The organism is Antarctobacter sp., from assembly GCF_048262615.1.
In the GTDB taxonomy this organism is placed as follows: Bacteria; Pseudomonadota; Alphaproteobacteria; order Rhodobacterales; family Rhodobacteraceae; genus Antarctobacter.
Window position 1 is genome coordinate 1 of record NZ_JBLXFB010000030.1, and the last position, 26,783, is coordinate 26,783.

The 26,783-nt window shown below is 64.1% G+C and carries 25 protein-coding genes and 1 tRNA gene; 6 read left to right on the top strand and 20 right to left on the bottom strand.

Translation table 11 applies throughout. From position 1 onward, the window contains the following. Positions 1 to 11: 11 nt before the first annotated feature. The 5 genes from ACN0S5_RS20920 to ACN0S5_RS20940 form a co-directional block, all read right to left on the bottom strand. Positions 12 to 101, bottom strand: a tRNA-Ser gene (locus tag ACN0S5_RS20920). A gap of 358 nt (positions 102 to 459) precedes the next feature. Further along, positions 460 to 2,229, bottom strand: coding sequence for a capsule biosynthesis protein (locus ACN0S5_RS20925; protein WP_417210941.1), 1,770 nt, complete (start codon positions 2,227 to 2,229; stop codon positions 460 to 462). After that, on the bottom strand, positions 2,207 to 2,866 hold the full coding sequence (locus tag ACN0S5_RS20930) for an ABC transporter ATP-binding protein (protein WP_417210942.1): 660 nt from the start codon (positions 2,864 to 2,866) through the stop codon (positions 2,207 to 2,209). Before ACN0S5_RS20930 ends, ACN0S5_RS20925 begins: the two co-directional genes overlap by 23 nt. A 149-nt stretch (positions 2,867 to 3,015) precedes the next feature. Then, on the bottom strand, positions 3,016 to 4,041 hold the full coding sequence (locus ACN0S5_RS20935) for a permease (protein WP_417210943.1): 1,026 nt from the start codon (positions 4,039 to 4,041) through the stop codon (positions 3,016 to 3,018). After that, positions 4,034 to 4,378: an ArsR/SmtB family transcription factor gene (locus tag ACN0S5_RS20940; protein WP_417210945.1), complete on the bottom strand. Its 345-nt coding sequence runs from the start codon at positions 4,376 to 4,378 to the stop codon at positions 4,034 to 4,036. Before ACN0S5_RS20940 ends, ACN0S5_RS20935 begins: the two co-directional genes overlap by 8 nt. A gap of 119 nt (positions 4,379 to 4,497) precedes the next feature. Between ACN0S5_RS20940 and ACN0S5_RS20945 the strand changes: the two genes are divergently transcribed. Both ACN0S5_RS20945 and ACN0S5_RS20950 read left to right on the top strand, forming a co-directional pair. Continuing rightward, complete coding sequence (locus ACN0S5_RS20945; RefSeq protein ID WP_417210946.1) at positions 4,498 to 5,079, top strand: uracil-DNA glycosylase family protein; 582 nt, start codon at positions 4,498 to 4,500, stop codon at positions 5,077 to 5,079. Continuing rightward, positions 5,076 to 5,870, top strand: a complete 795-nt coding sequence (locus tag ACN0S5_RS20950) for an SseB family protein (RefSeq protein ID WP_417210948.1) — start codon at positions 5,076 to 5,078, stop codon at positions 5,868 to 5,870. The genes ACN0S5_RS20945 and ACN0S5_RS20950 overlap by 4 nt, the downstream gene beginning before the upstream one ends. A 69-nt stretch (positions 5,871 to 5,939) precedes the next feature. Here the strand turns inward: ACN0S5_RS20950 and ACN0S5_RS20955 are convergent, their stop codons facing one another. The 12 genes from ACN0S5_RS20955 to ACN0S5_RS21010 form a co-directional block, all read right to left on the bottom strand. Next, positions 5,940 to 6,950: a P1 family peptidase gene (locus ACN0S5_RS20955; protein WP_417210950.1), complete on the bottom strand. Its 1,011-nt coding sequence runs from the start codon at positions 6,948 to 6,950 to the stop codon at positions 5,940 to 5,942. A gap of 79 nt (positions 6,951 to 7,029) precedes the next feature. Continuing rightward, a complete protein-coding gene (locus ACN0S5_RS20960; protein ID WP_417210952.1) occupies positions 7,030 to 9,015 on the bottom strand; it encodes an ATP-binding protein in 1,986 nt (661 codons plus the stop codon). 319 nt (positions 9,016 to 9,334) lie between these two features. Next, positions 9,335 to 9,640, bottom strand: coding sequence for a hypothetical protein (locus ACN0S5_RS20965; protein ID WP_417210953.1), 306 nt, complete (start codon positions 9,638 to 9,640; stop codon positions 9,335 to 9,337). Between the two features lie 34 nt (positions 9,641 to 9,674). Further along, positions 9,675 to 10,721: a Hint domain-containing protein gene (locus ACN0S5_RS20970; protein WP_417210955.1), complete on the bottom strand. Its 1,047-nt coding sequence runs from the start codon at positions 10,719 to 10,721 to the stop codon at positions 9,675 to 9,677. 348 nt (positions 10,722 to 11,069) lie between these two features. Then, positions 11,070 to 11,810 (bottom strand): SDR family oxidoreductase, encoded by a 741-nt coding sequence (locus tag ACN0S5_RS20975; RefSeq protein WP_417210957.1) that lies wholly within the window; start codon positions 11,808 to 11,810, stop codon positions 11,070 to 11,072. A 10-nt stretch (positions 11,811 to 11,820) separates the two neighbouring features. Beyond that, a complete protein-coding gene (locus ACN0S5_RS20980; protein ID WP_417210958.1) occupies positions 11,821 to 12,552 on the bottom strand; it encodes an SDR family NAD(P)-dependent oxidoreductase in 732 nt (243 codons plus the stop codon). Positions 12,553 to 12,623: 71 nt separating this feature from the next. After that, positions 12,624 to 14,213 carry an ABC transporter ATP-binding protein gene (locus ACN0S5_RS20985; protein WP_417210959.1) on the bottom strand — a complete coding sequence of 530 codons (1,590 nt, stop codon included), beginning with the start codon at positions 14,211 to 14,213 and terminating at the stop codon, positions 12,624 to 12,626. Further along, complete coding sequence (locus ACN0S5_RS20990) at positions 14,210 to 15,025, bottom strand: ABC transporter permease (protein WP_417210960.1); 816 nt, start codon at positions 15,023 to 15,025, stop codon at positions 14,210 to 14,212. The genes ACN0S5_RS20985 and ACN0S5_RS20990 overlap by 4 nt, the downstream gene beginning before the upstream one ends. After that, positions 15,022 to 15,963, bottom strand: coding sequence for an ABC transporter permease (locus tag ACN0S5_RS20995; protein WP_417210962.1), 942 nt, complete (start codon positions 15,961 to 15,963; stop codon positions 15,022 to 15,024). Before ACN0S5_RS20995 ends, ACN0S5_RS20990 begins: the two co-directional genes overlap by 4 nt. A 40-nt stretch (positions 15,964 to 16,003) precedes the next feature. Beyond that, entirely contained in the window at positions 16,004 to 16,879 is an 876-nt protein-coding gene (locus tag ACN0S5_RS21000; protein ID WP_417210965.1) for an alpha/beta fold hydrolase, read from the bottom strand. Between the two features lie 66 nt (positions 16,880 to 16,945). Further along, entirely contained in the window at positions 16,946 to 18,394 is a 1,449-nt protein-coding gene (locus ACN0S5_RS21005; protein WP_417210967.1) for a hypothetical protein, read from the bottom strand. 184 nt (positions 18,395 to 18,578) lie between these two features. Beyond that, positions 18,579 to 20,048, bottom strand: a complete 1,470-nt coding sequence (locus tag ACN0S5_RS21010; protein ID WP_417210969.1) for an ABC transporter substrate-binding protein — start codon at positions 20,046 to 20,048, stop codon at positions 18,579 to 18,581. Positions 20,049 to 20,229: 181 nt separating this feature from the next. Between ACN0S5_RS21010 and panB the strand changes: the two genes are divergently transcribed. Together panB and panC are read left to right on the top strand one after the other, a co-directional pair. Further along, on the top strand, positions 20,230 to 21,063 hold the full coding sequence (gene panB, locus ACN0S5_RS21015) for a 3-methyl-2-oxobutanoate hydroxymethyltransferase (RefSeq protein WP_417210971.1): 834 nt from the start codon (positions 20,230 to 20,232) through the stop codon (positions 21,061 to 21,063). After that, positions 21,060 to 21,902 (top strand): pantoate--beta-alanine ligase, encoded by an 843-nt coding sequence (panC, locus tag ACN0S5_RS21020; protein ID WP_417210973.1) that lies wholly within the window; start codon positions 21,060 to 21,062, stop codon positions 21,900 to 21,902. The genes panB and panC overlap by 4 nt, the downstream gene beginning before the upstream one ends. Before the next feature lie 60 nt (positions 21,903 to 21,962). On the opposite strand, the gene ACN0S5_RS21025 is transcribed toward panC, so the two are convergent. Together ACN0S5_RS21025 and ACN0S5_RS21030 are read right to left on the bottom strand one after the other, a co-directional pair. After that, positions 21,963 to 23,240 (bottom strand): acetylornithine deacetylase/succinyl-diaminopimelate desuccinylase family protein, encoded by a 1,278-nt coding sequence (locus ACN0S5_RS21025; protein ID WP_417210976.1) that lies wholly within the window; start codon positions 23,238 to 23,240, stop codon positions 21,963 to 21,965. A 48-nt stretch (positions 23,241 to 23,288) separates the two neighbouring features. After that, a complete protein-coding gene (locus ACN0S5_RS21030) occupies positions 23,289 to 24,266 on the bottom strand; it encodes a DUF2125 domain-containing protein (RefSeq protein ID WP_417210979.1) in 978 nt (325 codons plus the stop codon). Positions 24,267 to 24,333: 67 nt separating this feature from the next. On the opposite strand from ACN0S5_RS21030, the gene ACN0S5_RS21035 reads away from it, so the two are divergent. Beyond that, positions 24,334 to 24,867, top strand: coding sequence for a gamma-glutamylcyclotransferase (locus tag ACN0S5_RS21035; protein ID WP_417210982.1), 534 nt, complete (start codon positions 24,334 to 24,336; stop codon positions 24,865 to 24,867). Positions 24,868 to 24,963: 96 nt separating this feature from the next. Here the strand turns inward: ACN0S5_RS21035 and ACN0S5_RS21040 are convergent, their stop codons facing one another. Continuing rightward, positions 24,964 to 25,920, bottom strand: a complete 957-nt coding sequence (locus tag ACN0S5_RS21040) for a homocysteine S-methyltransferase family protein (RefSeq protein WP_417210984.1) — start codon at positions 25,918 to 25,920, stop codon at positions 24,964 to 24,966. Between the two features lie 129 nt (positions 25,921 to 26,049). Between ACN0S5_RS21040 and ACN0S5_RS21045 the strand changes: the two genes are divergently transcribed. Further along, positions 26,050 to 26,679 (top strand): TetR/AcrR family transcriptional regulator, encoded by a 630-nt coding sequence (locus tag ACN0S5_RS21045; protein WP_417210985.1) that lies wholly within the window; start codon positions 26,050 to 26,052, stop codon positions 26,677 to 26,679. The last annotated feature ends 104 nt before the right edge of the window (positions 26,680 to 26,783 follow it).

The following is a 26,783-nucleotide window of genomic DNA, read 5'->3' on the forward strand; positions in this document are numbered from 1 at the left end:
CACATAAAATGTGGCGGAGAGGAAGGGATTCGAACCCTCGAGACGGTCTCCCGCCTACACACTTTCCAGGCGTGCGCCTTCGACCACTCGGCCACCTCTCCGTCGACCCCTTTAGCAAGGACGGGGCCTAGGCTGCAAGGGGCTTTCTGACAGTTCGGGATCTCGTCCAGATGTAGGGCGGGGAGGGTGCGCCGGGCGGGAGCCGAACCGCCCATGGCGCGCGGCGGGCGGGGCTGGACAAAAACGGCCCTTGGTACAGGTGCCGGTCTCTGTTTCCGGCTACACCCGTGTGGTGTCCACAGTCGAAGTGGCCCTCGGCAAGTTGTCGGCGATGCGCTGGCCCTTACGGGCGCAACCGCCCTGCCAAGCGGCGTCCCCGAATGGCGCGCGTGCCATGCGGGCTGCCGTGCGAATACAGGGCTTGCAGGCCCACAGGTGCGCCCGCCGAGGACACCCGGTTCAGGTCGAGACCTGTTCCCGCAGGATCGACGCCGTGAGCGAGATCATCAGGTAGACGCCGCCAAAGATCAGGAACGCAAGGATCGTGTTCTCGAACTTGCGCGGATAGCTGGGGTCTTCCGAGGCGACCGGTTCCACCGAGGTAGTCAGATAACGCGCCTGACTGTCGGCATCGCGCCGCGCCTGTTCCAACCGCTCCAGCGCGGTTTGCAGCATCAGGTCGCGCGTGGCGAGGTCGGCCTCCGCCAGTTTGATCTGCACCGCAATTTCCGCCAGCGAATCCTCTCCGGTGGTTGCGGTTGTCATCTCGCGGTTCAACCGTGTCAGCAGCGTCTCCAGCCGCCGGATGTCACCTTCGGTGCCATCGACCTTGGCGCGGTTCGGGCGGTTGTTGTCCAGAAGCGCCTGAAGTTGCAACTGTTTCTCCTGCAATTGCAATTCGTAGGTGTTGATCTGCGATCGCAGCGCGGCGATGCGCCCCTCGGGGTCGATCACATTGCCGTCCTGCTGCATGCGCACCAGAACCTCCTGCGCCTCACGCCGACCGTTTTCGGCGTCCAAAAGCCCCTGTTCAGCGTCGGTGACGGCATTGGACCGCTTGCGGAACGACAGGTTGTCCACGCGTTCCTCCGCATAGCCGATCAACGCCCGAGAGAAATCCCGCGCGGTCTCTGGATCGGCGGCCATGACCTCCATTTTTACCACGCCTTCGGTCGGGTCATAGCCGATCTCGATGTGACGCTTGTAAAGCGCGTAGGCCTCTTCGTTGGTGGGCGAGGGGTCCAGACGCTGGATCGGGTCGATGAACGCTTGCGAAAAATGCGCCTTGAACCCTTCGTCCCGGTCCAGCCGCAGCATGGCGTCCTTGGAGGTCAGGTAGGATTGCACGGCGATGGCGTCCTGATTGGTGGCGAACTGCGTGCCCGAAAACAACGAGCCCATCGCGCCGCCGGTGTTTTCCGCCTTCAGGATCAGGAATTCCGATTTCGTCGAATACATCGGCGTGGCCATGGCGTAGAAATAATACCCCGCCAGCACCGTCGGCAGCAGCACAAAGGCTGCCAGCCGCACCATCAGCAGCATCATCTTCTTGCGGCGTCGGGCGGCCAGTTCGCGCTGGATTTGCAGGATTTCAGCGGCGCGGCGCTCTGCCGGGCTGATAGTTTCCGTCGACGGCAATTGCTGCTTTTCAGGCTTTATCGTCTGCGGCAGTTGCACCTTGGGGTCGGGTTTGACCGGTTGCGCGGGTTCCGGCCTTGGCCCGGCCTCTGCCTGTACGAGTTCCAGCATATTGGTACGCTGGAACGGGTCGATCCCGCGTTGCCGCAACAGGCGCACCGCGTCGAAATCAGAGGTCGGATTCAGCCCGTGTTTGTTGGCCACCCGCCGCGCCATGCGCAATTGTCGCCCGGTCAGACCTTCGGCGCGGATGCTGTCGATGTCGATCTCACCGGCCACCTGACGGGGCGAGGCGACCTCACCGCTGCGCACCTCCGGCGGTTGGGCGGGTTTGGAAAACTGCGGGCGTGACGTGGCGGGCGGCGTCGCTCTGGTCGGCGTTGCCGGTGTCTGCGTTGCCGGCGACACAGGGGCCGGGGTCTGCATGGCCGGTGTCGCAGAGGGCGGTGTCACAGAGGGCGGGGCCGCAGCGCCGGGGGCGGCGGCACGCGCGGCGCTGACGGTCTCTGGCGCGGGTCTCTCTCCGGTCAAGGCGGGAGCGGCCGGGGAACGCCGAATGCGGAATTTCTTAGCTTTCGGTTTCGTAGTCATACAGCCGTTTCGCTTCTTCCAATGTGTCGAACATATGCATTTTACCATCCATCAGGACAGCCGCCTTGCGGGCGAATTTCTCCAGCACCTTGGGCTGGTGTGAGACGATGATGATCGTTGTGGTGCGCAGCCGGTCGGCAAGGATGTCGCCGGCACGTTTGTTAAACCCCGCATCGGTGGAATTCGGCATGCCCTCATCGATCAGGTACATATCAAAATCCAGCGCCAACATCAGCGCAAAGGTGAACCGCGCGCGCATCCCGGACGAATATGTGCCCAAAGGTTGATCAAAGTATTCCTTGAGGTCGCAAAGCCATCGGCAGAAGGATTCGACGTAATCGGGGTCCAATCCGTAGAGCCGGGCGATAAAGCGGGCGTTTTCCTTGGCCGAGATCTTGGAGACGACCCCGCCCATGAACCCCAGCGGAAAGGACACCCGGCAGGTCCGGCGAATCTCACCCTCATCGGGTTTTTCCAGACCGGCCATCATCTTGATGACAGTGGATTTTCCGGTCCCGTTGGGCGCAAGGATGCCAAGCGATTCCCCCAGTTCGACACGAAAGGACACGCGGTCAAGGATCACCTTGCGCTGCGTCCCTGTCCAGAAGGACTTGCTGACCATGTCGAACTCTAACATCTGGGCGTCCCGGTTGTGCCTCGGTTCCCTCGTACTTTGGTGTATCGGTGATTTAGGTAGATAATTTGTTCACATTATGGCCTTGCGGCGAAACAAAAACAATTCGGGCCCCGCGTGGGGCCCGAACCTGCAACAGTTAACCAAGGAACTCAGGCAATCGCGCCCCATGTCAGCCCGGCGATCATCGCCCCCAGCAGCGCCCAGCCCAGATAGGCAAAGAAAATCCTTGGCTTGACCAGCGCCCAGACCGCGATGGCGGCGGGGATACAACTGACGCCCCCCGCGATGACAAAGCTCATCGCCGCGCCCGGTGCCATCCCCTGTGCCAGCAGCGCATCGACCAGCGGCACGGCGGCATAGCCGTTCAGATAGGCGGGGGCCCCGACCAATGCGCCCATCAGGATCGGCGTGATGCCGGTGCCGCCCAGCAGGCCCGCGATCATTTCTGCCGGCACGTAATGGATCATCAGCGCCTCCAGCACATAGGCCAGCGTCAGCCACTTCAGCAGGAACAGCGCATTCTCCAGCCCGGTATCGCGGAACGTCTCGACCCGGTCGCTGTCTTGCCAAAAGCGCCAGACCGGCTTGCCCTGAAACGGTTTCTTGACGCCGCAGCAGCCGCCCACCTGCGGTTTCTCCCGCAGCGGATCGCGAAACACCGCGCTGTTGGCCAGCGCGCGGGTGCCAAAGCCGCCCAGCAGGCCCAGCCCGATCGCCGCAAGCGCCTTGGCCACGGCAAAGGACCAGCCCAGCGTGCCCGCAGTGATCAGGAACATCGCCGGATCCATCAGCGGAGAGGCCAGCCAAAAGGCCATGACCGCCGCCAGCGGCGCGCCCACCGCCAGCAGGGCGGCGATAAACGGAATGACCTCACACGAACAGAACGGCGACAGCCCGCCGAGCGCTGCGGCCAGAAAGATCATCCGCACCTCACGCCCCTCAAACGCCTTGGCCAGCAGCGTTTCGGCCCCGGTGGCCTTCATGTAGGCGACGGCCAGCACCGCAAACAGGATGAACGGCGCGGTGCCGAGCAACGCATCAAGGGTGAACCGCACCGTATCGGGGAACTGCGGCCAGTCCAGCAGCGCAACCAGCGCCAGAATGCCGAGAATGACCAGCCAGACCTTGGGGACCGGCGGCAGGCGGCGGGTTGCAGTTGTCGTGGTATCAGCCATGATCGGCATCCTTGTGGCAGGTGGCGGCATCCGCGCAGCACTGGCGCAGCAGGTAATCGGACAGCGCCTCGACCTCGGAATAGTCGGCCGCCGCGCAGATGGTGGAGCGTCCCTGCCGCGCCTGCGTCACAAGACCGGCGGCAGAGAGAATTTTCAGGTGGTGGGTGAGGGTGGAGCCGGTGATGCCGGTACGCTCACCCAACGCGCCGATGCTCAGCCCGTCACGGCCTGCGCGCACCAGAGTGTGCAGCACTTGCAGGCGTTGTTCGGACCCAAGCGCCGCAAACTTGGAGGCGGCGGTTTCGACGGTGAGGGCGGGGGAATCAGTCATTTTCATATTTCTAACGTTGTCGAAATGAACCTGCCGCGCAAGCTTTATTTCGACAGGTGTCGAAATGACTGCCCGCGACCCGCGCCAACGTGACCTCATCCCGCGCGGCCTGTAGGGTCCGTCACATGGACAAGCTGCTGACAGACATCCGCGCCTGCCGCCTCTGCGCCGACCGCTTTGCCGCGACGGAAACCGCCCATGCGCCGCGCCCGGTCCTGCGCGCCACGCCCACCGCGCGGCTGCTGATCGCCGGACAGGCTCCGGGGATGAAGGTACACCAGTCGGGCATGCCCTTCACCGACCCCTCCGGCGACCGGTTGCGCGACTGGCTGGGGATCGACAGCGATACCTTCTACGATGCCAGCCGTGTCGCCATCGTGCCAATGGGCTTTTGCTTTCCCGGCTACCGCAAGGGATCAGACCTGCCACCGCCACCGATCTGTGCCCGCACGTGGCGCGCGCAGGTCATGGCGGCGCTGCCCGAGGTGCGCCTGACCCTGCTCATCGGCGGCTACGCACAAAAATGGCACCTTGGCGTGAAAACCGGCGTGACCGACACCGTCACCCGCTGGCGCGACTTTTCGCCCGAGGCCGTGCCCTTGCCGCATCCGTCGTGGCGCAATACCGCATGGCTGAAACGCAATCCATGGTTCGAGGCAGATCTTTTGCCGGTCCTCAGAACCCGCGTCAAAGAGGTGCTGGCATGAACGATGAGACCCTGACGGAACTGGACCGCGCCCATGCGGCGATGGAGGCCACCCCAGAGGATGACGCCGCCCGCCTGCGCTATTACGACCGCCTCGCCAGCACCGAACTCTTCCTGATGCTGACACAGGAACCAGAGGGTGACGCGATTTCCCCGGAACTCTTTGACCTCGGAGATGCGCGGTTCCTGCTGGCCTTTGACCGTGAGGACCGCCTGTCCAGTTTCGCCGGTCGCGCCGTGCCCTATGCGGCGCTGTCAGGCCGCGCGCTGGCCAGCATGGTGGTGGGGCAGGGGGTTGGCCTTGCGCTCAACCTTGAAACCGCGCCCTCGCAGATCCTTCTGCCGCCAGAGGCGCTGTCGTGGCTGGTCGAGACCTTGGGTTCCGGCCCACAAGAGGCACAGGCCCGCCCGACCGAATTCCGCGCCCCCCGCGTGCCGGAACAGCTAGTCACCGCGCTGGACTCCCGCCTTGCCACCGCCGCCGGTCTGGCGCGCAAGGCCTATCTGGCCGAGGTGATCTATGACGACGGCACGCGCGGGCACCTGCTGGGCCTGACCGGCACCACCCCCGGCGCAGAACGCGCCCTTGCCGGGACCATCAATGAGGCGCTGGTGTTCTCGGGGCTGGAGGCGGGCGCGCTGGACGTGACCTTTCTGGCGGACAGCGATGCAACCACCGCGGAACTGGCCCGCGTGGCGCTGCGCTTTGACCTGCCGGAACCGCCCGAACCCGCGAAACTCGAACAGATCGCGCCGGGGTCCGACCCGGACAAGCCGCCAAAGCTGCGCTGAACACGACCATCTACCGCGCACCGCCCGCCATCCACCACACACCGCCCACCACACACCGTAGGGCGGGCTTCAGCCCGCCACCAACCCCAATTCCTGCCGCAACGTCGGCAATGTATCGCCCGGCTCTGCCCGCGCCTCCCACACCGCCCGCGCAATGGCGCGGCTGAGGCAAACGCTGGCCGCGTGGCCGATCATCGCCACCTGTGCCATCGGATCATCCAGCGCCCTTGCCCCCGTCGCGGCGGCAAAGACCAGATCGCCGTCCATCGGGCTATGCGCTGGCAGGATCGCCCGCGCCATGCCGTCATGCGCCGCCACCGCCACCCGGTGACACTGGGCCTTGTCCAGCGCCGCATCCGTCGCCACCACGGCAATTGTCGTATTGCCCTGCTCCGCCATCGCCGCCGTCTTGCGGCTGCGGGGCAAGACCAGCCCCGGCGCAGGGTCCACGCCCAGACCGCCGAATTCTGCGTCCACCTCGAACGGGGCTGCCCAGAACTGCCGCCCCGAGGGTGTTGTCACGCTGCCCATCGGGTTCACCGCGACCAGCGCGCCCACGGTGATCCCGCGCTCCAGCACCAGACTGGCAGAGCCAAGCCCGCCCTTGTGCTGCGCCGTCTGCGCGCCCGCACCGGCCCCGAACGTGCCCAGATCAAACGCCTCGCCTGCCGCCGCCAAGGCTTGCCGCCCCAGGGCGGGGTAGGGGTTGTCACCCCATGCCTTGTCGCCGCCGTTCAGCAGATCGAACAGGATCGCCGCCGGGACAATCGGCACCCGCGCCGAGAATATCTCAAACCCCTTGCCCTGCGCGTGCAGGGCATCCATCACCCCCTGCGCGGCGGCCAGCCCAAAGGCGCTGCCGCCCGACAACACCAGCGCATGCACCGCCTGCACCGATTTGTCCGGGGCCAGCAGATCGGTTTCCCGCGTGCCTGGCGCGCCACCCATGACAGAGACAGAGGCCGCAAAGGGCGCCTCCGCCGTCACCACCGTGACGCCGCTCTTGATCCGCGCATCCTGCGCGTTGCCCACGCGCAGACCGGCAACATCGGTGATCAGGTTCTTGGGTCCGGGACGCATCGGGGGTCTCCTGTGCCGCACATCCCGCAGCATCCCCGCGCATCCGCCCGCGCGCAACCCCTCAGACCCTGCGGGTGTCTCAAGGGGTCCGTTTGGCATCCCGCAGGGCATTGGACACCGCGTTCAGCAGGTCCGCGCGGCCAATCGGTTTCATCAGTCGGACGTCCGAAGGTTTCAGCCCATTGCCATGCACCGTCGCCTCGGCGGCATATCCGGACAGAAAGATGCACGGCAAGGCCGGGTCGATCTGCCGGATGGCCTTGGCCAGTCCCGGGCCCAGAAGCCTGCCGGGCATCACCACGTCCGTGATCAGCAGGTCAAACTGTCCAACGGCCTGATATATCTCCAAAGCCTCATCGCCGGTCTGTGCGGTGGTGACATCGTAGCCCGCGTCTTCCAGCGTGCGTTTCAGGATGCGCATGACCTCGCTCTCATCCTCGGCGACAAGGATCGAGGCCGCTCCGCTTGGCGGCTGCAAGGTCTTTTGCGGCTCGGGTCTGGCGTCCTGCTCGTGCTTTTCGGCGGCCTTGAAGTACAGTTTGAACGTCGTCCCGACGCCGACCTCGGAGTAGACGCGGATTGCGCCGCCGGACTGCTTGATAAAGCCCTGCACCATCGACAGCCCCAGCCCGGACCCTTCGCCCACGGGTTTTTCGGTGTAGAACGGCTCAAAGATGCTGTCCAGCTTGTCGGCAGGGATGCCGTGGCCGGTGTCGCTGATCGCCAGCATCACGTAGCGGCCCGGTTCGATGTCCTCGTCCCGCTCGGACACATATTCTTCGCCGATGCGCATATTGGCGGTCTCGATCGTCACCCGGCCCCCCTCCGGCATGGCATCGCGCGCGTTCAGCAGGATGTTGATGATCGCGTTCTCCGCCGAGGTCGCGTCCAGTTCCACATCCCACAGCCCGGCCATCAGCGAATTCTCAAGGGCAATCGTCTTGGGCAACACCCGCGATCCCCAGGCCATCGTGTCCTGAATGGTCTGGTTCAGGTTGATGCGCTTGGGTTCCAGATGCGCGCGCCGGGCAAAGCTGAGCAGGTTTCTGGTCAGGCCCGCGCCCCGCACCGTCGCCTTGATGGCGGACTGGATCAGCTCCCTGCGGTCCTCTTCGCGGTCCAGTTCCAGACACAGCTCAAGATTGCCAAGGATCACCGCCAGCAGATTGTTGAAGTCATGCGCCACACCCCCGGTCAACGTGCCTATGACCTCGATCCGCTGCGACTGGCGCACCCGCGCTTCGGCAAGGCGCAGGTCGGTTATGTCCATGCTGGTGCCGATATGTTCGACCACCTTGCCGGTTTCATCGGACCGTGGCACCTCGATCTGGCGGATGTACCGGACTTCGCCGCTTGCGTTCAGCAGGCGGTATTCAAAGGTCTGGCTCTCGCCGGAATTGAGCTTGTCAATCGCATCCAGCACAATCGACCGGTCATCGGGGTGGACATGCGGCAACTGCGGGCCGTCGCCTTGGGCAATCGTCATGAATTGTTCGGCGGTCATGCCCAGATTAGCGGCATGTTGCTCAGAGCAGTAGTTGCAATTGCCGGTGAAGGCTTCGAACGAAAAATGACCAAGGCCCGCGATCCGCGTCGCGGTGACCAGTTGCGCTTCGCGCTCGGCCACGATGGCCTCTTGTCTGGCGCGCTCCGCGAGTTCCTTTTGCAATGAGATTTCAAGATCTTGCTCATGTTGGCGCAGGGCCTGCATGCTGGCATCCCGCTGATCTCTCAAACGTCCAAGCAGCATGCCGATGAGAAAGAACAAAACCGCGCCAAAGATCACTTGCTGCACGCCGCCTGTCAACGAAGGGGGGCCGTACTGGTCGGAATAGGCCTTGACCACAAACAGCGCCGCGATAAGCCCGGCGGCAAACCCGGCGCGCTGCCCGCCAAGGGACGCGGCAAGGACAACGCTCACGAAAATTGTCAGAAACGGCGCGGGAAAAGGAATGCCCGTATGCGCGCTTGCATCGACCAGAACAACGGAAATCAGGGTGGGCAGTGCCCAAGCCAGCTTGATAATGGGGGTGTTGTATTGAGAACACCGCAAAGCAAGACCCATCCATTGTATCCCTTCAAACGCCGTCACCTGTCCGGTGCCGGTGGCGATCAGGGACGATTGTCAAAGTTCCCTGAGTCACTTTGTAATGTGCCACAAAAATATGCAATTCTTACGGCGCAACGGCCTCGATCCGGCAATGCCCCCCTTTGTTTTGGCTGTCGTATCCCGAAGACGGACAATAAATTTTCCGAATTTTTAGCAAATCCCGGATAGATTTTTCAAGAGGATAGACGATCCGGGACCATGGCCGCCGGCCCCGGTCCCCCCGGTCCCCCGCGCGACGCAGGTGCCCCTCAGTCCTTGCGCCCCATCCATCCGGTCAGCGCCGCAGCCTCTGCCGCCGTGACCGGCCACCGGCAATCTGCAACGCCGGTTTGGCAAAGACACCGACCGTGCCGCACCCGCCCCGGACGGACGCGGTGACACAGGCGGCCTCCTGCCCCATGGCCTGCGGCGGGAGGGTCACATCCCGCGGATGGAACGCGGCGTTGAAACGCTCATAGCCCTGCGCCGCGCCGAACCCCGCCGGTTTTTCGCGCCGGTTGCAGATTGTTCCGGCGTCCACTTTGCCGGACCAGTCTCTGGTTGCGGCATTGCTGAGGCCCGGCACATCCAGCGCCGTCACAAGAAACAGGTTCGACCAGCGGGAAAGGCGGAATTCAGGCGCTCAAGCGTTGTTTGAGCCTGCTCAAATCGGCATCAGCCTCTAGCCGCGCCTTTGTCTCTTCCGGGACCAGCCGCGCCGCGCTGATGCGGGGCAGGGCCATTTCCTTTATATGACGGTCCATTTCGTGACCGTTCACAAAACCGTCGCGATTTGCGTAGTCGATAAAGCTTTCCGCCGCCACACCCTCGGCCAGCAGCAGTTCATGGGCCTCGGTTTCGACGTGGTAATAGACAAAACCTTCGGGCATCTGCCCCCGTTCCTGATAGATCGTGGTGTTGTTGATCAACGCCCCGGCATTGATCAGGTGGTTGTCGAGGGCGATGGCGTGGTCCGGCGACAGACGCAGGTCACGCACGGGCAGTCCGCCGCCAAGCGCACCGGCCACAATGCGCACGGGGTTCACCTTGGCGGGGTGCATCACGCGGCTGTCGACAGGCTGGCGGCCCAGCCACAGAACCTCTGTCTTGCGGCCATCGGCGGTCAAGACGGTGTCACCGGCCCGCAAGGTTTCAACCGGGACCGGCCCGTCCGGCGTCGAGATGGCGGTTCCCGCTGTGAAGCAATTCAACGAGCTCGCTGAAATGGATTCGATCTGCATGAGTTGCGATACATTGGTGGAGCTAAAGGTGATGTGCGTGAAATTGCCCACCGCCTTTACATCGCCCCCGGCCGTCAACAGGCCATTTGTCGTACCACCGCCGACCAGATGAAAGGCAACTGTCACGTTCGTGCCGGGACCGGCCCCGCGGAAATCAACCGTCACATTGCCTGAAAAGGCTGTCTGGGGGTTCCCTCCGACCAAAGGACCCGACACGTCAGCGGTGAACACGGTTCCCGTGCCCGGAGCATCGAAATTCCCGAACAAGACGCCGTTTGGGTCAACTGGCGGGCCCTGAAAGCCGAAACTGTTGCTGCCTGTGCCGCCACTGATCGACCACAGGAAATTCACACTCTCTTCGGTGAAGTTTACGGTGAAGTTGCTTTCGCTGACACGTGTCTGCCGCGTTGGAGTCGGATCATCAAAAGAGAACGTGACCATGCTGTAAAAACTTCCTTATGACTTCGCCGACTATCGGATTCAGTCTGCCCGAAACAAATAAAATTGTAAAATGATTGATCCGGGCCGAGTCTGGTTGATCACCCGGACGCCACGCAGTTGATCAGCAATGGCTTTTGGGCTTGGGTTTCAACGTGGGGATGGCAGAGGCCCTTGGGCCTCTGACCCCGCTGCCACTAGGTTCTGGTCCTTTTGATCGCGGCCTCTGAATTGATCGCGGCCACCCGAACGGCGGTGTTCCACCGTCGCGCAGAAAATGAACCAAAGGTTAATTCGTCTCTGTAACCCATTGATTTTACACAGGCGCAAAGCTGTCCACGCGTGGACACCCTAAATACAACGCCCCCCATCCACCTCCAGACAGGCCCCGGTGATCATATCCGCCTCGTCCGAGCACAAGAACAGCGCCGCATTGGCCAGATCCCGCGGGGTCGAGAACCTTCCCAAGGGGATGGTCGCCAGAAATTTCGCCCGCATCTCCGGCGTGTCCTCGCCCATGAAGCTGGCCAAAAGCGGCGTCTCGCCGGCCACCGGATTGAGCGCGTTGACCCGCACCCCAAAGGGCGCCAGCTCCACCGCCATCGCCTTGGTCGCCGTGTTCATCCAGCCCTTCGAGGCGTTGTACCAGTTCAGCTTGGGCCGGGGCGACACCCCCGCCGTCGAGGCCACGTTCAGGATCGCCCCCGATCCCTGCGCCTTCATCGCGGGCACCAAGGCGCGGGCCATCAGGTAGACCGATTTGCAGTTGACCGCGAACACCCGGTCAAAGTCCGCTTCGCTCACATCCTCCATCAAGGCGGGCAGATGGGTGATGCCCGCGTTGTTCACAAGGATGTCGATGCCGCCCATCAGGTCGTTCGCCTCGGCCACCAGATTGGTGACGCTGGCCGGGTCGGCAACGTCGGCGTGCAGCGCGTGACCGCCGGTGTCCCCCGCCACCCGGCGCGCGTTGTCCATATTGATGTCGGCGATGACCACCTGCGCGCCCTCGGCGGCAAAGCGGGCCGCGATCCCCTCGCCAAAGCCCGAACCAGCCCCGGTCACGATGGCGCGTTTGCCTTGCAGTCTCATGGTGCCCTCCCTAGTAGACCGCGCGCCCGCCGGACTGGTCAAAGACCGCGCCGGTGGAAAAGCTCGCCTCCTCCGACGCCAGCCAGCAGGCCATGGAAGTGATCTCCTCGATGGTGCCGAAGCGGCCCATGGGGATCTTGGATTTCATGTAGGCGATGAACTCGTCGCTCATCTGGTCAAAGATCGCGGTATGCACCGCGGCGGGGGCGATGGCGTTGACGGTGATGCGCGTGTCGGCCAGTTCCTTGCCCAGCGATTTGGTCAGGCCGATCACCGCCGCCTTGGAGGCGGAATAGGCCGAGGCATTCGGATTGCCCTCTTTGCCCGCGATAGAGGCCATGTTGACGATCCGGCCAAAGCCAGCGGGCCGCATCAGCGCCGCCGCCGCGCGGTTGCAATAGAACAGCCCGTGGACGTTGAGATCGAAAACCTGTGTCCAGGCGTCGGTGGGGTATTCGATGACGGTGGTGTTGGGGCCGGTGATGCCCGCCGAACAGACCAACGTATCCAGCCCGCCCATCGCTGTCTGATCCTCCGCCATGGCGGCGGTGACGGCCTTGGCGTCGGTGACATCGATTTGCCGGGTGCGGATGTTGGGCTGGTCCTCCATGGCGGCAAGGTTCGCCTCGCTGATGTCCCAGACCGTGACCTGCGCACCCTCGGTGGCAAGGCGGCGAGCAATGCCCGCGCCAATACCCGACGCGCCGCCGGTGACAACCGCGTGGCGGTTTTCAAAACGCATGGTGTCCTCCCTTTTGGCGGCATCCTGCTGTGCCGGGGCGGGAAGGTCCAGCGGTTTGAAAGCGTGGGGTGTCAGGCAGCGGGTGCGGGCAGGTGCGGTGCGGCGGCCAGCAGGCTTTGCGTGTACGCGTGGGCAGGCGCGGCAAAGACGCGCTCTGTCGGGCCTTGCTCGACGATGCGGCCCGCGCGCATCACCATGACCCGGTCCGTTACCCCGCGCACCACTGACAGATCGTGGCTGATGAACAGATAGGCCAGCCCGTAAGAGGCGCTGAGGTCGGCCATCAGGTCAAGAATCTGGGCGCGCACCCGGACGTCCAGTGCCGACACGGCCTCATCGAAGACGATCAACTCGGGCCGGATGATCAGCGCGCGTGCAATGGCAAGACGCTGACGCTGGCCGCCGGAAAAGGCGTGGATGTGTTTGTGTGCGTCATCCGGTGACAGGCCCACGGCGGTCAGCGCCTCGGCCACGGCGACGTCGCGGGCAGGGCCCTTTGGCGGGTCGGGCAACAGGTGGAAAGGTTCGGTGATCAGCCGCGAAACGCGGTGGCGGGGGTTGAAGCTGCCGTAAGGGTCCTGAAAGACCACCTGAATGCGGCGGCGCACCGACAGGTTGGGCCTGTGGTCGGTAAAGACCGCCTCGCCGTCCAGCGTGATCGTGCCGGCCGCGATCGGCGTCAGCCCCAGCAGCGCGCGCGTCAGGGTGGACTTGCCGCAACCGGATTCGCCCACCAGACCAACACGTTCGCCGCGCCCGATGTCAAAGCTGACGTCGTGCACCGCGGTAAAGCTGGGTCTGGCGGCAAAGGGATGCGGGCGCGGCAGCGGGTAGGTGCAGGTGACACCCTGTGCGCTCAGCAGCGGACCACTGTCGGGGCGGGGCGGCAGGTGAGGCTGGTGGCTGGAGGCCTCGAACAACGCGCGCGTATAGGGGTGTTCGTGGTGCGCCAGCAGTTGCGCGGTGGGGCCGGTTTCGACAATGCGCCCGTTTTGCATGACGGCGATGCGATGGGCCATGTTGGCCACCACGGCCAGATCATGGGTGATCATCATCAGGGCCATGCCCTCGGTCCGGGTCAGATCCTGCAACAGGTCTAGGATCTGCGCCTGCGTGGTCACGTCCAGCGCCGTTGTCGGTTCGTCCGCGATCAACAGGCGAGGGCGCAGGGCGATGGCCATGGCGATCACCACGCGCTGACGCTGGCCGCCGGACAGTTCGTGCGGATACCGCGACAGCGGCAGGTCCAGACCGCAGCGGTGCAGCGCCGCGCGCGCCTTGTCTCGCGCCTTTGCGCGGGGGGTGCGGGGGCTGTGCTGAAGGATAGTTTCGGCCACCTGTGCGCCGATGGTCTGCACCGGGTTGAGCGCGGTCATCGGTTCCTGAAAGACCATGCCGATGTCGACGCCGCGCACCTCGCATAGTTGCCACTCTGGCAGCGACAACAGGTTCGTGCCGCCCAGAGATAGCTTTCCCGCAGCCTGTGCGCCTTGCGGCAACAGGCCGATGGTGGCCAGCGCGGTCATGGATTTGCCGGACCCGGACTCGCCGGTCAGGGCGACGATTTCCCCCGGCGCGACGGTCAGGTCGATGCCGTCGAGGATGGCCTTGCCGTGGATCGTGACCGACAGGCCGTCGATCTGTAGAAGCGGCTCGGTCATGTGCGCAGCACCCTGAGGCGCGGATCAAAGTGATCGCGCAGCCCGTCGCCCAGCAGGTTCAATCCCAGCACCATGAACACAATTGTCAGGCCGGGGATCAGCGCCACATGCGGGGCCAGCGACACCAGCGTCTGCGCATCGGCCAGCATCCGGCCCCACGAGGGCACGGGCGGTTGCGCGCCAAGGCCGACATAGCTGAGACCCGCCTCGGCCAGAATACCCAGAGAGAACTGGATGGTGCTTTGCACGATCAGCAGGTTGGCGATGTTGGGCAGGATGTGTTCGGCGCTGATGCGGGCGCGGTTCTTGCCCGCGACGCGGGCGGCAAGAATGAATTCGCGGGTCCACAGGCTCATCGCCGCGCCGCGGGAGAGGCGGGCAAAAACGGGGATGTTGAAGATGCCGATGGCAAGGATCGCGTTCAGCGCACCGGGGCCAAAGACGGCGGTGATCAGGATGGCGATGACAAGGCTGGGAAAGGCAAAGATCAGGTCGGCAGAACGTGAGATCAGCTCATCGAGCAATCCGCCTGCACGGCTTGCGGCGGCAAGGCCGAGGGGCACGCCTATCGTTATTCCGATGCCTACCGCCACCAAGGCCACGGCAATCGAGGTGCGCGCACCAACCATTAGCATTGACAGAATGTCCCGCCCGAAATGATCGGTGCCCAGCAGGTGTGTGCCATTTGGCGGTTGTAGACGGGCCGGGATATTGAGCGCCGTCACGTCGCCCGGTGTCCAGAGGAACGACAGCGCGGCGGCGCCAAGGAACAGCGCGGTCAGCGCACCGCCAAGGATCAGGTTGCGGCTCATCCCTTGCGCAACCTTGGATCGGCCAGCGCATAGGCAAGGTCGGTGAGAAAGTTCACGAGGATCACGGCAAAGACCAGCAGCATGACGGTCGATTCCACGACGATCAGGTCTCGCTGGCTGATGGATTGAAAGATCAGCCGCCCGAGGCCGGGCAGGTAAAAGACCTGTTCGATGATGATGCCGCCCGCGATGAGAAAGGAGAATTGCAGCCCGATGATGGTCAGCACCGGGATCAGCGCATTGCGCACCCCGTGCCGCCACAGGGTCTGTCGCCGGGTCAGCCCCTTGGCGCGGGCGGTGCGGATGTAGTCCTCTCCCAGCACGTCGATCAATGAGGACCGCAGCACGCGGGCAAGGATGGCGGCCTGCGGCAGCGCAAGGGCAACGGCGGGTAGGGTGAGGGCGCGGATCGCCTGTAACGGGTTGTCCCAGCCGGGAAAGCCGCCGGACGGAAAGACCCGCCATGTGATCGCAAAACCCAGCACCAACAGCATGGCGAACCAGAAATTCGGGATCGCCACGCCCAGTTGTGAAAACGCCATGACGCCGAAATCCGGCGCGCGCCCGCGCGTGGCGGCGGCGATCAGCCCGGCGGGAAAGGCCAGCAGGATCGCCAGCGTCAGCGCATAGAGCGCCAGCGGCAATGAGATCCAGAGCCGGGTGGCGATCATCTCTGCCACCGGGGTGCGATAAGTGTAGGACAGGCCGAAATCGCCGGTCAGCATGCCGCCGACCCACGACAGGTAGCGCTGAATTTTCGGCTGATCGAGGCCCAGTTCGTCGCGCAGGGCGGCAACGGTTTCGGGTTGGGCATTGATCCCCAGCATGTAGCTGGCCGGATCGCCGGGGGCCACCTCGACCACAAGGAAGATCACCGCCGAGGCGGCAATGAGGCTGAGGATCAGCGAGGTCAGGCGTCGGGTCAGATAGGCCAGCATGGACCGCACCGTAGGAGCGGGCAGGACAGGCGTCCAGAGGTCACGCGATCAGGAAGGCCCGCAAGGCATCGGCGGTCTGTTGCGGCGACTGGTCGACAAAGAAATGCCCTCCGGGGATGGCGCGGGCGGTCATGTCAGCCAGCCGGTCGGCCCATGTGGCAGGCACGTCATAGGCGCGGGCCATCGCGCCGTCGGCCCCGTAAAGGACAAGCGCGGGACAGGGGACACGACGGCCAAGGTCCGCCGCGTCGAGATGGAAATCCACCTCTATGGCGGCGCGATAGTCGTCGCACATGGCGCGGCGGCACGCGGGGTCCGCCCATGCGGCGCGGTAGGCGGCCAGTTGTGCCGGATTGAAATCGGCCAGGGTCGCCTTGCCAAAGCTCAACAGGCAGCTTTCGTAGTAGGCCTCCGGGTTGGCGGCGATCATGGATTCCGGAAAAGGTTCCGGCTGGGCGAGGAAGAACCAGTGGTAATAGGCCTTGGCGACCTTGTAGGTCAGATCGCTCAGCAACAGGTGCGTGGGGACGATGTCCATGACGGTCAGGGTGCGCACCGCCTGCGGCGCATCCAGCGCCATCCGATGCGCGGTGCGCCCGCCCCGGTCGTGCCCGGCAAGGTGAAAGCTGTCGTGCCCCAGATGCCGCATCAACGCCACCTGATCACGGGCCATTTCCCGAAAGCTGTAGCTGTCAACGCCATTTGGTTTGCCGCTTTCGCCGTAACCGCGCAGGTCGGGGCAAATGACGGTGAAATCCTGCGCCAAGCGCGGCGCGACCTCGGCCCACATGGCGCGGGTCTGCGGAAAGCCGTGCAAGAGCAGCAGCGGCGGGCCAACACCGCCGGTCTCATAGGCGATGTCGATGCCGTCCAGCGTTGCGTGGGTGGCGGTGAAGCAGGGGATGTCGTTGCGCATGGTGGAGGCCTTTGTGTGATGGTTGGGCGGCAGGGCCTGAAACGCGAAAGGGTGGGATGGTACATGTCAGAGTGCGTCGACGCAGACGACCTTACCATCCGACAACCGGCGCAGGCATGGGTTAGCGTCGCCCTCCGGGAGAGCAGCCTCCTTGTCGACGAAGTAAAGATCGGTCGCGGATGTCTCAGAGGACATGTGGATCTTGATCTCAATCACGGTCACTGCGCCAGAGTACCAGCGCAGTGTATGGCGAAAGTGCGGGCGCACCGGGTCATCGATCAGATCGACGGATTGAGTACAGGTCTCATCGCGCAGAACGGCCCCCGAGGGCGCAAGCAATGTGCAGCGCGCCTTGCGGATGACGTCTGCGGCGACAGGCGCGTCCCGTAGGGCCGCGAATTCGGTCAGTGGATGAAAGCGGGTTTCAGGCGGGAAAGCCTCAAACTCACCTGCGGCACAATCGCCAATCGGGGTGCTGAGGTAGGGATCATCACCGCAGATTTCGACACGATCAGGGTGTAGCTTGACCTGACATTCCACTGGCAGCTCCAAATACCGAAAGCTGAAGATTTCGGTGACCCCGTTTTCAAATGGCGGGCCAATTTCGAACACGCGGTCCGCGCCGAGAATCCGTTCAAAGCCAAACACATCCCTGGTCATCATGGAGGGAGTGTAATACCCGTAGCTGCGCTCTGACGGCAAAAGATAGCCGTGCACCAGACTGTTTTCGCACCCCATCTGCAACTGCACATTTCGTTGCGGATAAAAAGGCGGCAACCCGTCCAGGTTGATTTCCCAATTCAGGACCTGTTCCATCGTTCGAATGTGGAACAGATCGTCGCCGGGTGTGGCCAGCATCTTTTCCACAAGCTCGGGGTGGATCATCGGCCGCGTCTTGAACGGACGCAGCATTGCGGAGGTACGGACGACCTCCAGCATGCTTTCGATACCGAGGGCATAGGCCTTTTCGATGGCTTCGGAGGAATACCGCTGGTTGGACTGGATCTTGAGCGAGGGGCTGTGAAAGGCCAGATCGCCGCCGATGTGCAACGTCCGATGGTACATGAACCTGTCTTCGGGAAGCTTTGCGCCCGGATATTCCTGATTGCCCATCATGAAGATGATGGCGCAAATCGAATAACACTGGCTGCCGTCGCCGATGTAGGTCGGGTATCGGTCAAACCTGATTTCACGCGCAATTTTCGTGCCTTCGATCAGATGGCCGCCTTCGCTATCAAGACAGATAACGCGCCCGTCCTTGCGAATCTTTTCGCGTATCTCATCGCGTATCTCACCAGAGCGCAGCTTTGCGGAAAACGCATCGTGAGCGACATCAAGCTTGTCGAAATCGCCCTCTTCGATGATGCCCCGGATGTGGATCGCACAGGGCGCACCGTCTCCTGCCCGGATGGTCGCAGCTTGGACAAGGGTGGTCTGCGTGACGGTCAAGCCCAGAGCGCAGGCGAGAAGCAGGGTAAGGTACCGGGCGGAAACTGTGGCTGTGGCTGGGGGCATCTGACCATATCCGTCTGGTTCGGTTTGGAATCTGTTCGGCATTGTGCGGTCGAGGACAAGGGCGCCTGAAAAATGCGTCAGGTGCCGGGCTCACCTGAGCGGCGCGCAATATGGAGTGCCGGACCGCAACCCCTGATCTATCTTTAGCAGGCTGACATGTATGGGCTGCGGTTCAAGCGTTGTTTCACTCCGTCCAACGCACCTTTGTCAGGTCATTTGCCTGTGTCGGCTGGTTCGGCCACAGCCCTTCCAGCCGGGCATCCGCGACCGTGGGAAAGGCCAGTTGGAACAGGTAGCCGTTGACATAGTCCTTGGCGATGATCGTCTGCGCCTCGGCCAGCATGTCAGAGCGCGCACCGGGGTCGGTGGTGGCGTTGAGCAGCTTCATCAGGGCCTGAAACTCGGGGTTGTCATACTGAAAGTAGTAATCGGGCCGGGCGTAGATACCTATGTCGAAGGGTTCGGTGTGGCTGACGATGGTCAGGCCGAAATCCTTGCCGCGAAACACCTCTTCCAGCCACTGTGCCCATTCGAGGTTGGTGATCTCCGCCTCGATGCCGACGTTGCGCAGTTGCGAGGCGATGATCTCACCGCCGCGACGGGCGTAGGAGGGCGGCGGCAGTTTCAGGCTGGTGGTAAACCCCTCGGCATAGCCCGCATCCACCAGCAACATCCGCGCGCGGTCGGGGTCATAAACGGACAGGCCCGTCAGATCGACGTAGTCAGGGTTGTGCGGGGCAAAATGCGTGCCGATGGGGGTGCCAAGGCCGAACATCGCGCCGTCGATGATCGCCTGCCGGTCGATGGCGTGGGATACGGCCTCTCGGACCATCGGGTTGTCGAAGGGCGGCTGTTTGTTGTTCATCGCAAGGATGGTTTCGCCCTCGGACGATCCCTTGATGACGGTGAACCGCGGATCGGCCTCGAACTGGGGCAGGTTTTCGGGTGCGGGAAAGCCGGAAAAGGCGTCGACGTCCTGCGCCATCATGGCGGCAAAGGCGGCCGTGGGGTCCGAGATGAACTTGAACGTCGCCTTGGTCAGATAGGGGGCCTCTCCCCAGTAATCGGCGTTTTGCACCAGCGTGATGCTGTCGCCTTGCTTCCAGTCTTCGAATTTGAACGGGCCGGTGCCGATGGGGGTCTGCTTGATCCCGTCGATGCTCTCGGGGGCGACCATCACCGCGTCACCCCAGGCGAGGCTGAACAGCAGGTTGCCGTCGGGAGCGTCAAGCGTCAGTTGCACAGTCATCGGGTCAATTACGGTGACGTCGCTGATGCCGGTGTACAGCGCCTTTTGCGCGTTTGTGCTGTCCTCGGCGCGGGCGCGGTCGAGGCTGAATTTCACGTCCTCGGCGTCAAAGGGGGTGCCGTCGTGAAATGTCACACCCTCGGCGAGGTGAAAGGTATAGGTCAGCCCGTCCTCGGAAATCTCCCACTCCCGCGCAAGGCCGGGGACAACGGCGCCGGTCTCTGTAAAGCGGGTCAACCCCTCGAACACGTTGGAATACAGCACGCTGTCGATGGCCCCGGCGGCGGCAGAGGTCGGATCAAGGTGCGGCGGCTCCAACTGGATCGCAAGGGTCAGGTCGGTTTGCTGCGCCAACGCAGCGGTGCCGCTGAGCAGAGCGGCGGCAAGGGTCAGGCGGAGGATCATGGCGGGGCTCCCGGTTGCTTTGGCCCGAGTGTTGCGCTTTGGGGCCGCGTGATCAAGCGCGGCCTGCATTTGCCCTCTGGTTCTGCGGCGCGGCAAATGATAGGGCGGTGCGCAATTTTGTTGCGTGATCCGGTGGCTGAACCTCCGGACCTTGCGCGGAGTTGAGCTGGAGGATGAGACCATGAGCGCGACCGCAAAGAAAAGAGCGCCGATGCCGGACGATATTCGTGCCCGCAAAGGGGGCGCGCCGCTGGTCAGCCTGACCGCCTACACGACGCCCATGGCGCAGATGATGGACGCGCATTGCGATTTTGTGCTGGTGGGCGACAGCGTCGGGATGGTGCTGCACGGTCTGCCATCGACGCTGGGTGTCACGATGGAGATGATGATCCTGCACGGACAGGCGGTAGCGCGCGGATTGCAGGCTGCGATGATGGTGATCGACATGCCGTTCGGGTCGTACGAAGAAAGCCCGCAGCAGGCCTTTCGTAATGCCGCCCGGTTGATGGCAGAGACGGGCGCCGGTGCGGTCAAACTTGAAGGCGGGGTCGAGATGGCGTCGACTATCGCCTTTTTGGTGAAACGGGGCGTGCCGGTCATGGCGCACATCGGTCTGACGCCGCAGTCGATCAACACGCTGGGCGGCTACAAGGTGCAGGGGCGTGGTGCGGCGGGGGATGCGCTGATGGCGGATGCCATGGCGGTGGCCGGGGCCGGGGCCTTTGCCGTGGTGCTGGAAAAGGTGCCGGCGACCTTGGCAGATGCGGTCACGGCAGAGGTGCCGATCCCTACCATCGGCATCGGGGCCAGCGCAGGCTGCGACGGGCAGATCTTGGTCGTCGACGACATGCTGGGGCTGTTCACGGCCTTCAAGGCCAAGTTCGTGAAACGTTATGCCACCTTGGGGGCGGATGGCGCGGCGGCCATTGCCGCCTATGCCGAAGACGTCCGCGCGCGCCGCTTTCCGGGGCCCGAACATGTCTTTGGTGACGCCGCACCGGAGCCGAAAGCATGATCGCCCCTATCGTACGCTCGGTCGCTGAATTGCGCGCGATGACCACCGCGTGGCATCGGGCTGGTGAGACGGTGGGCGCGGTGCCGACGATGGGTGCGCTGCACGACGGACACCTGAGCCTTGTGGCGGCGGCGAAAGAGCGTTGCGACCGGGTGATCGTGACGATCTTTGTAAACCCCAAGCAGTTCAACAGCCCCGAGGATTACGAGAACTACCCGCGCACCGAACATGACGACGCGGCCAAGCTGGCGCGCTTTGCCGTCGATGCGATTTTTGTGCCCGATGGCGATGAGATGTATCCGCAGGGGTTCGCGACCGGCGTGTCGGTCAGCGGTCTGACGGACGTGCTGTGCGGGGCGCACCGGCCCGGACATTTCGACGGCGTGGCCACGGTGGTGACCAAGCTGCTGTTGCAGACCTCCGCCGATCTGGCGTTCTTTGGCGAGAAGGACTGGCAGCAGGTGCAGGTGGTGCGGCGGCTGGTGGCGGATCTGAACATGCCTTGCCAGATCGTCGGCTGCCCGACCATCCGCGAGATTGATGGGCTGGCCATGTCCTCGCGCAACCTGCTGTTGTCGGACCGGGCGCGCGGACGGGCGGCGGCGCTGCACGAGGCGCTGGACGACATGGCAGATGGGTTGCGCGCCGGGCAGGCGGCGTCAGACCTGCGCCCCAAGGCAGAGGCACGTCTGGCGGCGGCGGGATTCACAAAGGTCGAGTATCTGGACCTGCGGGCAAATGAGGACCTGTCGCTGTTGGAACGACCGGACAGGCCCGCGCGCCTGCTGGTGGCGGCGTGGCTGGCGGGTGTGCGTTTGATCGACAATATCGGCGTGTGACGCTGGACGGACGCTGTTTCGGCTGCGCCGAAAGACGCCCCGCCCACCGTCCCACGGGCGTCACGATGCTGGCAAAAGCAGCGTCTCCAGACTGCGGGCCATGACCTTGGTGCTGTCCAGCATGTCCGTCACGCCCACCCATTCGTCGGGTTTGTGCGCCAGTTCCAGCACACCCGGCCCGTAAGCGATGCAGTTTTTCAGCCGCCCGATGCGGTCGATGTGTTTCTGATCGTAGGAACCGGGCGACGCGACATAGGCGGGCGCGGCCCCCAGCACATCCTGAATCGCCGCCGCCACGGTGGTCACAATCGGGGCCTCCTGCGGGGTCATCGAGGGGTCGATGCGGTTGATGTCACGGATGGTGTAGTCAAACCGGGGGCGGTTGGCCTTGAGGTCGTCCAGCATGGCGATGACCTCTCCGCGGACCTCGTCATAGGCCTCTTCCACAAGGAACCGCCGGTCGATCACCATCCGGCAACTGTCGGGCACATTGGGCGCGGGCAGGCCGGTGAAGTCTTCAAGCTCGGCCTCGCCGCCGTGGATCGAATTGATGTTGAGGGTGGACTGCCGCGCCGCCTCTGGCGTGACCGGCATGGCGGTTTCGCGGGTGGTCAGCGCGGGGAACAGCCGGTCCTCAAAGGTCCGCATCACCGCCCCCATGTGGCGCACGGCGCAATCGCCAAGGAAGGGCATGGAGCCATGGGCGATCTCTCCCTTGGTCTCGATCTCGGCCCACCAGGCTCCGCGATGGCCGAGGCAGATGCGGTCCTTGTTCAGCGGTTCGGGGATGATGACATGCTGCACCCGGTCGGGCGAAAAGAACCCCAGTTGCGCCAGATGGGCGACACCGCCATAGCCGCCGGTTTCCTCATCCGCGGTGCCGGAAATCTCGATTGCGCCCGCATAGTCGGGATGTTCGGCGATGAAACATTCGGCGGCGATGATCGACGCCGCCAGCCCGCCTTTCATGTCGCAGGTGCCGCGACCATAGATCCGGTCGCCGTCCAGCACCGCCCCGAACGGGTCATAGGTCCAGCCGCGCCCCACCTCGACCACGTCAATGTGAGAGTTGAAATGCACACATTCGCCGGGTCGGGTGCCGACGCGGCGGGCGATGACGTTCCAGCGGGGGTAACGGTCGCTGTCGCCGGGCGCGCCCGTCGCGCGGATCATCTGGCAGTCGAACCCCGAGGCGGCCAGCCTGCGCTCCAGATAGGCGCAGATGTCATGATACAGCGCGCCCGGCGGGTTCAGCGTGGGCAGGCGGACAAGATCCTGGGTAAGAGCGATCAAATCGTCGCGGGCGGCGTCGATGCGGGCAAAAAGCGTGTCAGTCATGGCGCAACTGTCGACCCCTCTGCGCCCCTGCGCAAGGGGGAAGCGTGACTAGGGCAGGCGCAGGCGCGGGGCCTCCCCCAGAGGGATCAAACCGAAGGCGACGCGCCCCTCGTTGAAATCCAGCGACAGGTCCAGCGTGTCAGGCTTGCCCTTGAGTCCGGCGGCCATCGACAGGGCGGTTTCCAAGGTATCGGCCAGCCCCTCGGGCAATTGCCCGGCGTCGCGCGCGCGGCCCAGCATTTCGCGCCAGTTGACCGCGCGCACCGTCATCTGGCCACTGGCGCGCCCGCCTGCGTCGGCGTTCAGACGCCCGGCAAGGTTCAGCTCCAGCCCTTCGAACCGGTATTCGGCTTGGCGCAGGTCTATCTTTTGCGGCTGCGGCCGGGGGCCGGTCAGCGCGTCAAGGGTCCAGCCCCGGTCAAAGCTGACTTCAGCCTGTAGTTGCAGCGCATCCGCGCGGGCAGTACCGGGCAGCAGAGGGCTGTCGGGTCCGGCCAGTGCCTCGGAGGTGAGACCGATCCGGTAAAGGTTTGGGGTGCCCGCGACGCCGGTGACGGCGGCGCGCAGACCGGCCAGGGCCAGCGCCCCCTGCGGTCCGTCGATGTTGAAAACCTCTGCCTCAAGGTTGGCGCGCAGGATCTGGCCCTCGGCACCGTGCACCAGCGAGGCGCGCAGTCCCGTGCTGTCTATGGCGACCGGACCGGAAGGGAGTGTCAGCCTCTGCGTGTCCGGCCAGACCAGAATCAGATGACCGGGCCGGTAGGTCAGCCCGAGGATCTGGAAAAACGCGGCCTCCCAGCCGACACCGCGCGCGGGATCGTTCAGCCGCACGCCGGTTAGCGTGGCGTCAAGGCGGCTGGGAAAGCCGCGTATTTTCAGGTCGGTGTACTCCGCCTGCCACCCCTCGGCGCGGCGCGCGTCGAACCATCCCGCGATGTCGCGCTTCAGGGTCCAGGACGACAGGACCCAGAACCCCGCCCAGCCGATGAGCAGCGCCGCCGCCACCGCAAAGATCACGCGATTCATCGGCTCTGCCCCTTTTCCTGCCGCTTCTGATCGTGTTTACAGGCCGTCAGCGGGAAGGACCAGATTGATGACGCTTTGGGTGTTCGGATACGCCTCACTCTTGTGGAACCCCGGATTCCCGGTGGCGGAACGGGTGCAGGGACGTCTGCATGGCTATGCGCGCAGTTTTTGCATGTATTCGATCCACCATCGCGGGACCGAAGACTCGCCGGGTCTGGTTCTGGCGCTGGACGAACAGGACGGGGCAAGCTGTGACGGGCTGGCGTTGCGCGCGGTACCGGGCACCGAGGATGAGACGCTGGCCTACCTGCGCGAGCGCGAGCTGATCTCGTCGGCCTATCTGGAAAAGCGTCTGGACCTGGCGCTGACCGACGGACGGCGGGTGGAGGCGGTGTCTTATGTGATCGACCCGCATCATGTGCAGTATTGCCACCTGCCGCTGGAAGAACAGGCGCGGATCATTGCGCGGGCGCGGGGCGGGCGTGGGCCGAATACCGAATACCTCTACAACACCGCCGCGCATCTGGATGAAATCGGCGTGCCCGATGCGGACCTGCACTGGCTGGTGCGTGAGGTGAAGGCGCTGACCGGCGAGGGCTGAGGCCCGTGGTCAAGCGCGCAGGAGGGGCTTTGCCCCTCTTGGCCTGACGGCCAATTCACCCCGGGTATTTCGACAAAGAAGAAGCCGGAGCGTGGTTCATGCCTGTTGGCGACGCGCGGCCATGACCGCCGGGGCGATCCGGGCCAGGTGTTTGTCCCATGTGCCGCAACACCCGCCCCAGATGTCGGCCTGCGGAAGGCGGCGGGCAAGGACCCCCATCTGCTGGCCAAGTTCTTTGGGGTCGCCCTCTTCGAGGTGGTTCAGCTTGCACAGGGCGATCTTGTCCATGGCGGCGGCGTTGGGGCGAAAGCTGCGCAGGCGCGCCTGCCAAGAGCCGGTCTCCAGCGCCGGTTCGAATTCCAGCGGATGAGAGCAGTTGATGCCATAGCTGTCGGGGCGCGCATCGGGGCCACAGGCGGCGTCGGTGGCGGTGACGGCCTCGGCAAGGCTGGGGCCCGCGCGCAAGCGGTGCTCCTCGGTCAGGGTAAACGAAATGTTCACCGGGATGTCGGCACGGGTGGCGGCGCGGGCGATCCCCACCGCCTCTGGCAGGTTGTTGATGGTGGCGGCCCAGATCAGATCGACCCCGTCGCGCGCGCAGGTGTCGATCTGCTGGCTGTGGTAGTCTTCGGCCTCTGTGTCGGTGATCGTCCGGTTGAGCGCATAGGCGTCGCCGCGCGGGCCAAGGATACCGGCGATGCGGATCTCGGGGATTTGGCCCATGTAGGGTGCGCTGACCTCGCGCAGGAAGGCGATGTTGCGCAGTTGGATGTCGTCCAGTGCGGCGCGTTCGTAGCCCGCCAAGGTCCCCCAGTCGGCGCTGGCGCGATAGTCCAGCCCGCCGAGCAGCGCGCACCCGCCAGCGGCTGCGATCTGGTCCAGCAAGCGGCGGTACATGTCACGCGTCACCTGCATGGCCTTGGGATTGTCCAGCAGGGTGAAGGCGCAGAAGTGATCGAACTCAAACCCGTGGCGAAACATCAGCTCTGTTTCTGTGCCGCCTTCGGTAAACCACGGCAGGCCATCGGGGTGTGGGGCAAAGACCGGGGGCATGATGCGGCTCCTTTTGGGCCAGTCTGAAGGTTGGTCAGGGCGGCGGCCAGTGGACTCGTGGTACACTGCACCATCGGTACTGTGATCCGCCTGCCGCCATCCGGTAAGCTGACCGCGAAAGGAGGGGCCATGTCCTTTATCAAGCCACGCAGTACGGCGACGACCCGAGACCGGCTGTTGACAGCAGCGGAAGTGGCCATACTCGACAAGGGTTTTGCCGCCACCTCGATCGAGGAACTGATCGCCGAGGTGGGCATCACCAAGGGCGGTTTCTTTTACCATTTCAAAGACAAGAGCGCGCTGGTCGAAGCCATTCTGGAACGCCACCTGATCGCCGAGGAGGACTGGCTGGACGGGCTTTTTGCCCGCGCGGCGGAAGAGACGACAGAGCCGCTGGCGCAGTTTCTGGTGTTTCTTCGGCTGTTGCGGGACCAGATGGCGGCGCTGCCGGATGTGCATCCCGGCTGCCTGATCGCGGCCACCTGTTTTCAGGAGCGGCTGTTCACCCGGACCGTGCACGATCTGGCCCGGCAGAACCTGCTCAACTGGCGCGCCCGGTTTCACGCGCGGCTGACCGCGATAGCGCAGATCCACCCGCCCCATGGCAAGGTCGAACTGGAGGCACTGGCCGATATGCTGGTTGTGCTGGTGGACGGGGCGATCATCCTGTCCAAGACCGTGCAGGAGAAAGACGCCCTGCCACGGCAAATCGCCCTCTATGAAATCTTTGTCGCCGAGGTCTTTCGGGGCGCAGGGTAACTGTTGCGCAAAGCGCGGTTTTTTCCCCGATCCTGCGGGAATTGTTCATAACTTCTTGGCTCTGTAGCACTAAACGCTTAGATGTAGCGCAATAGAACAAGCGT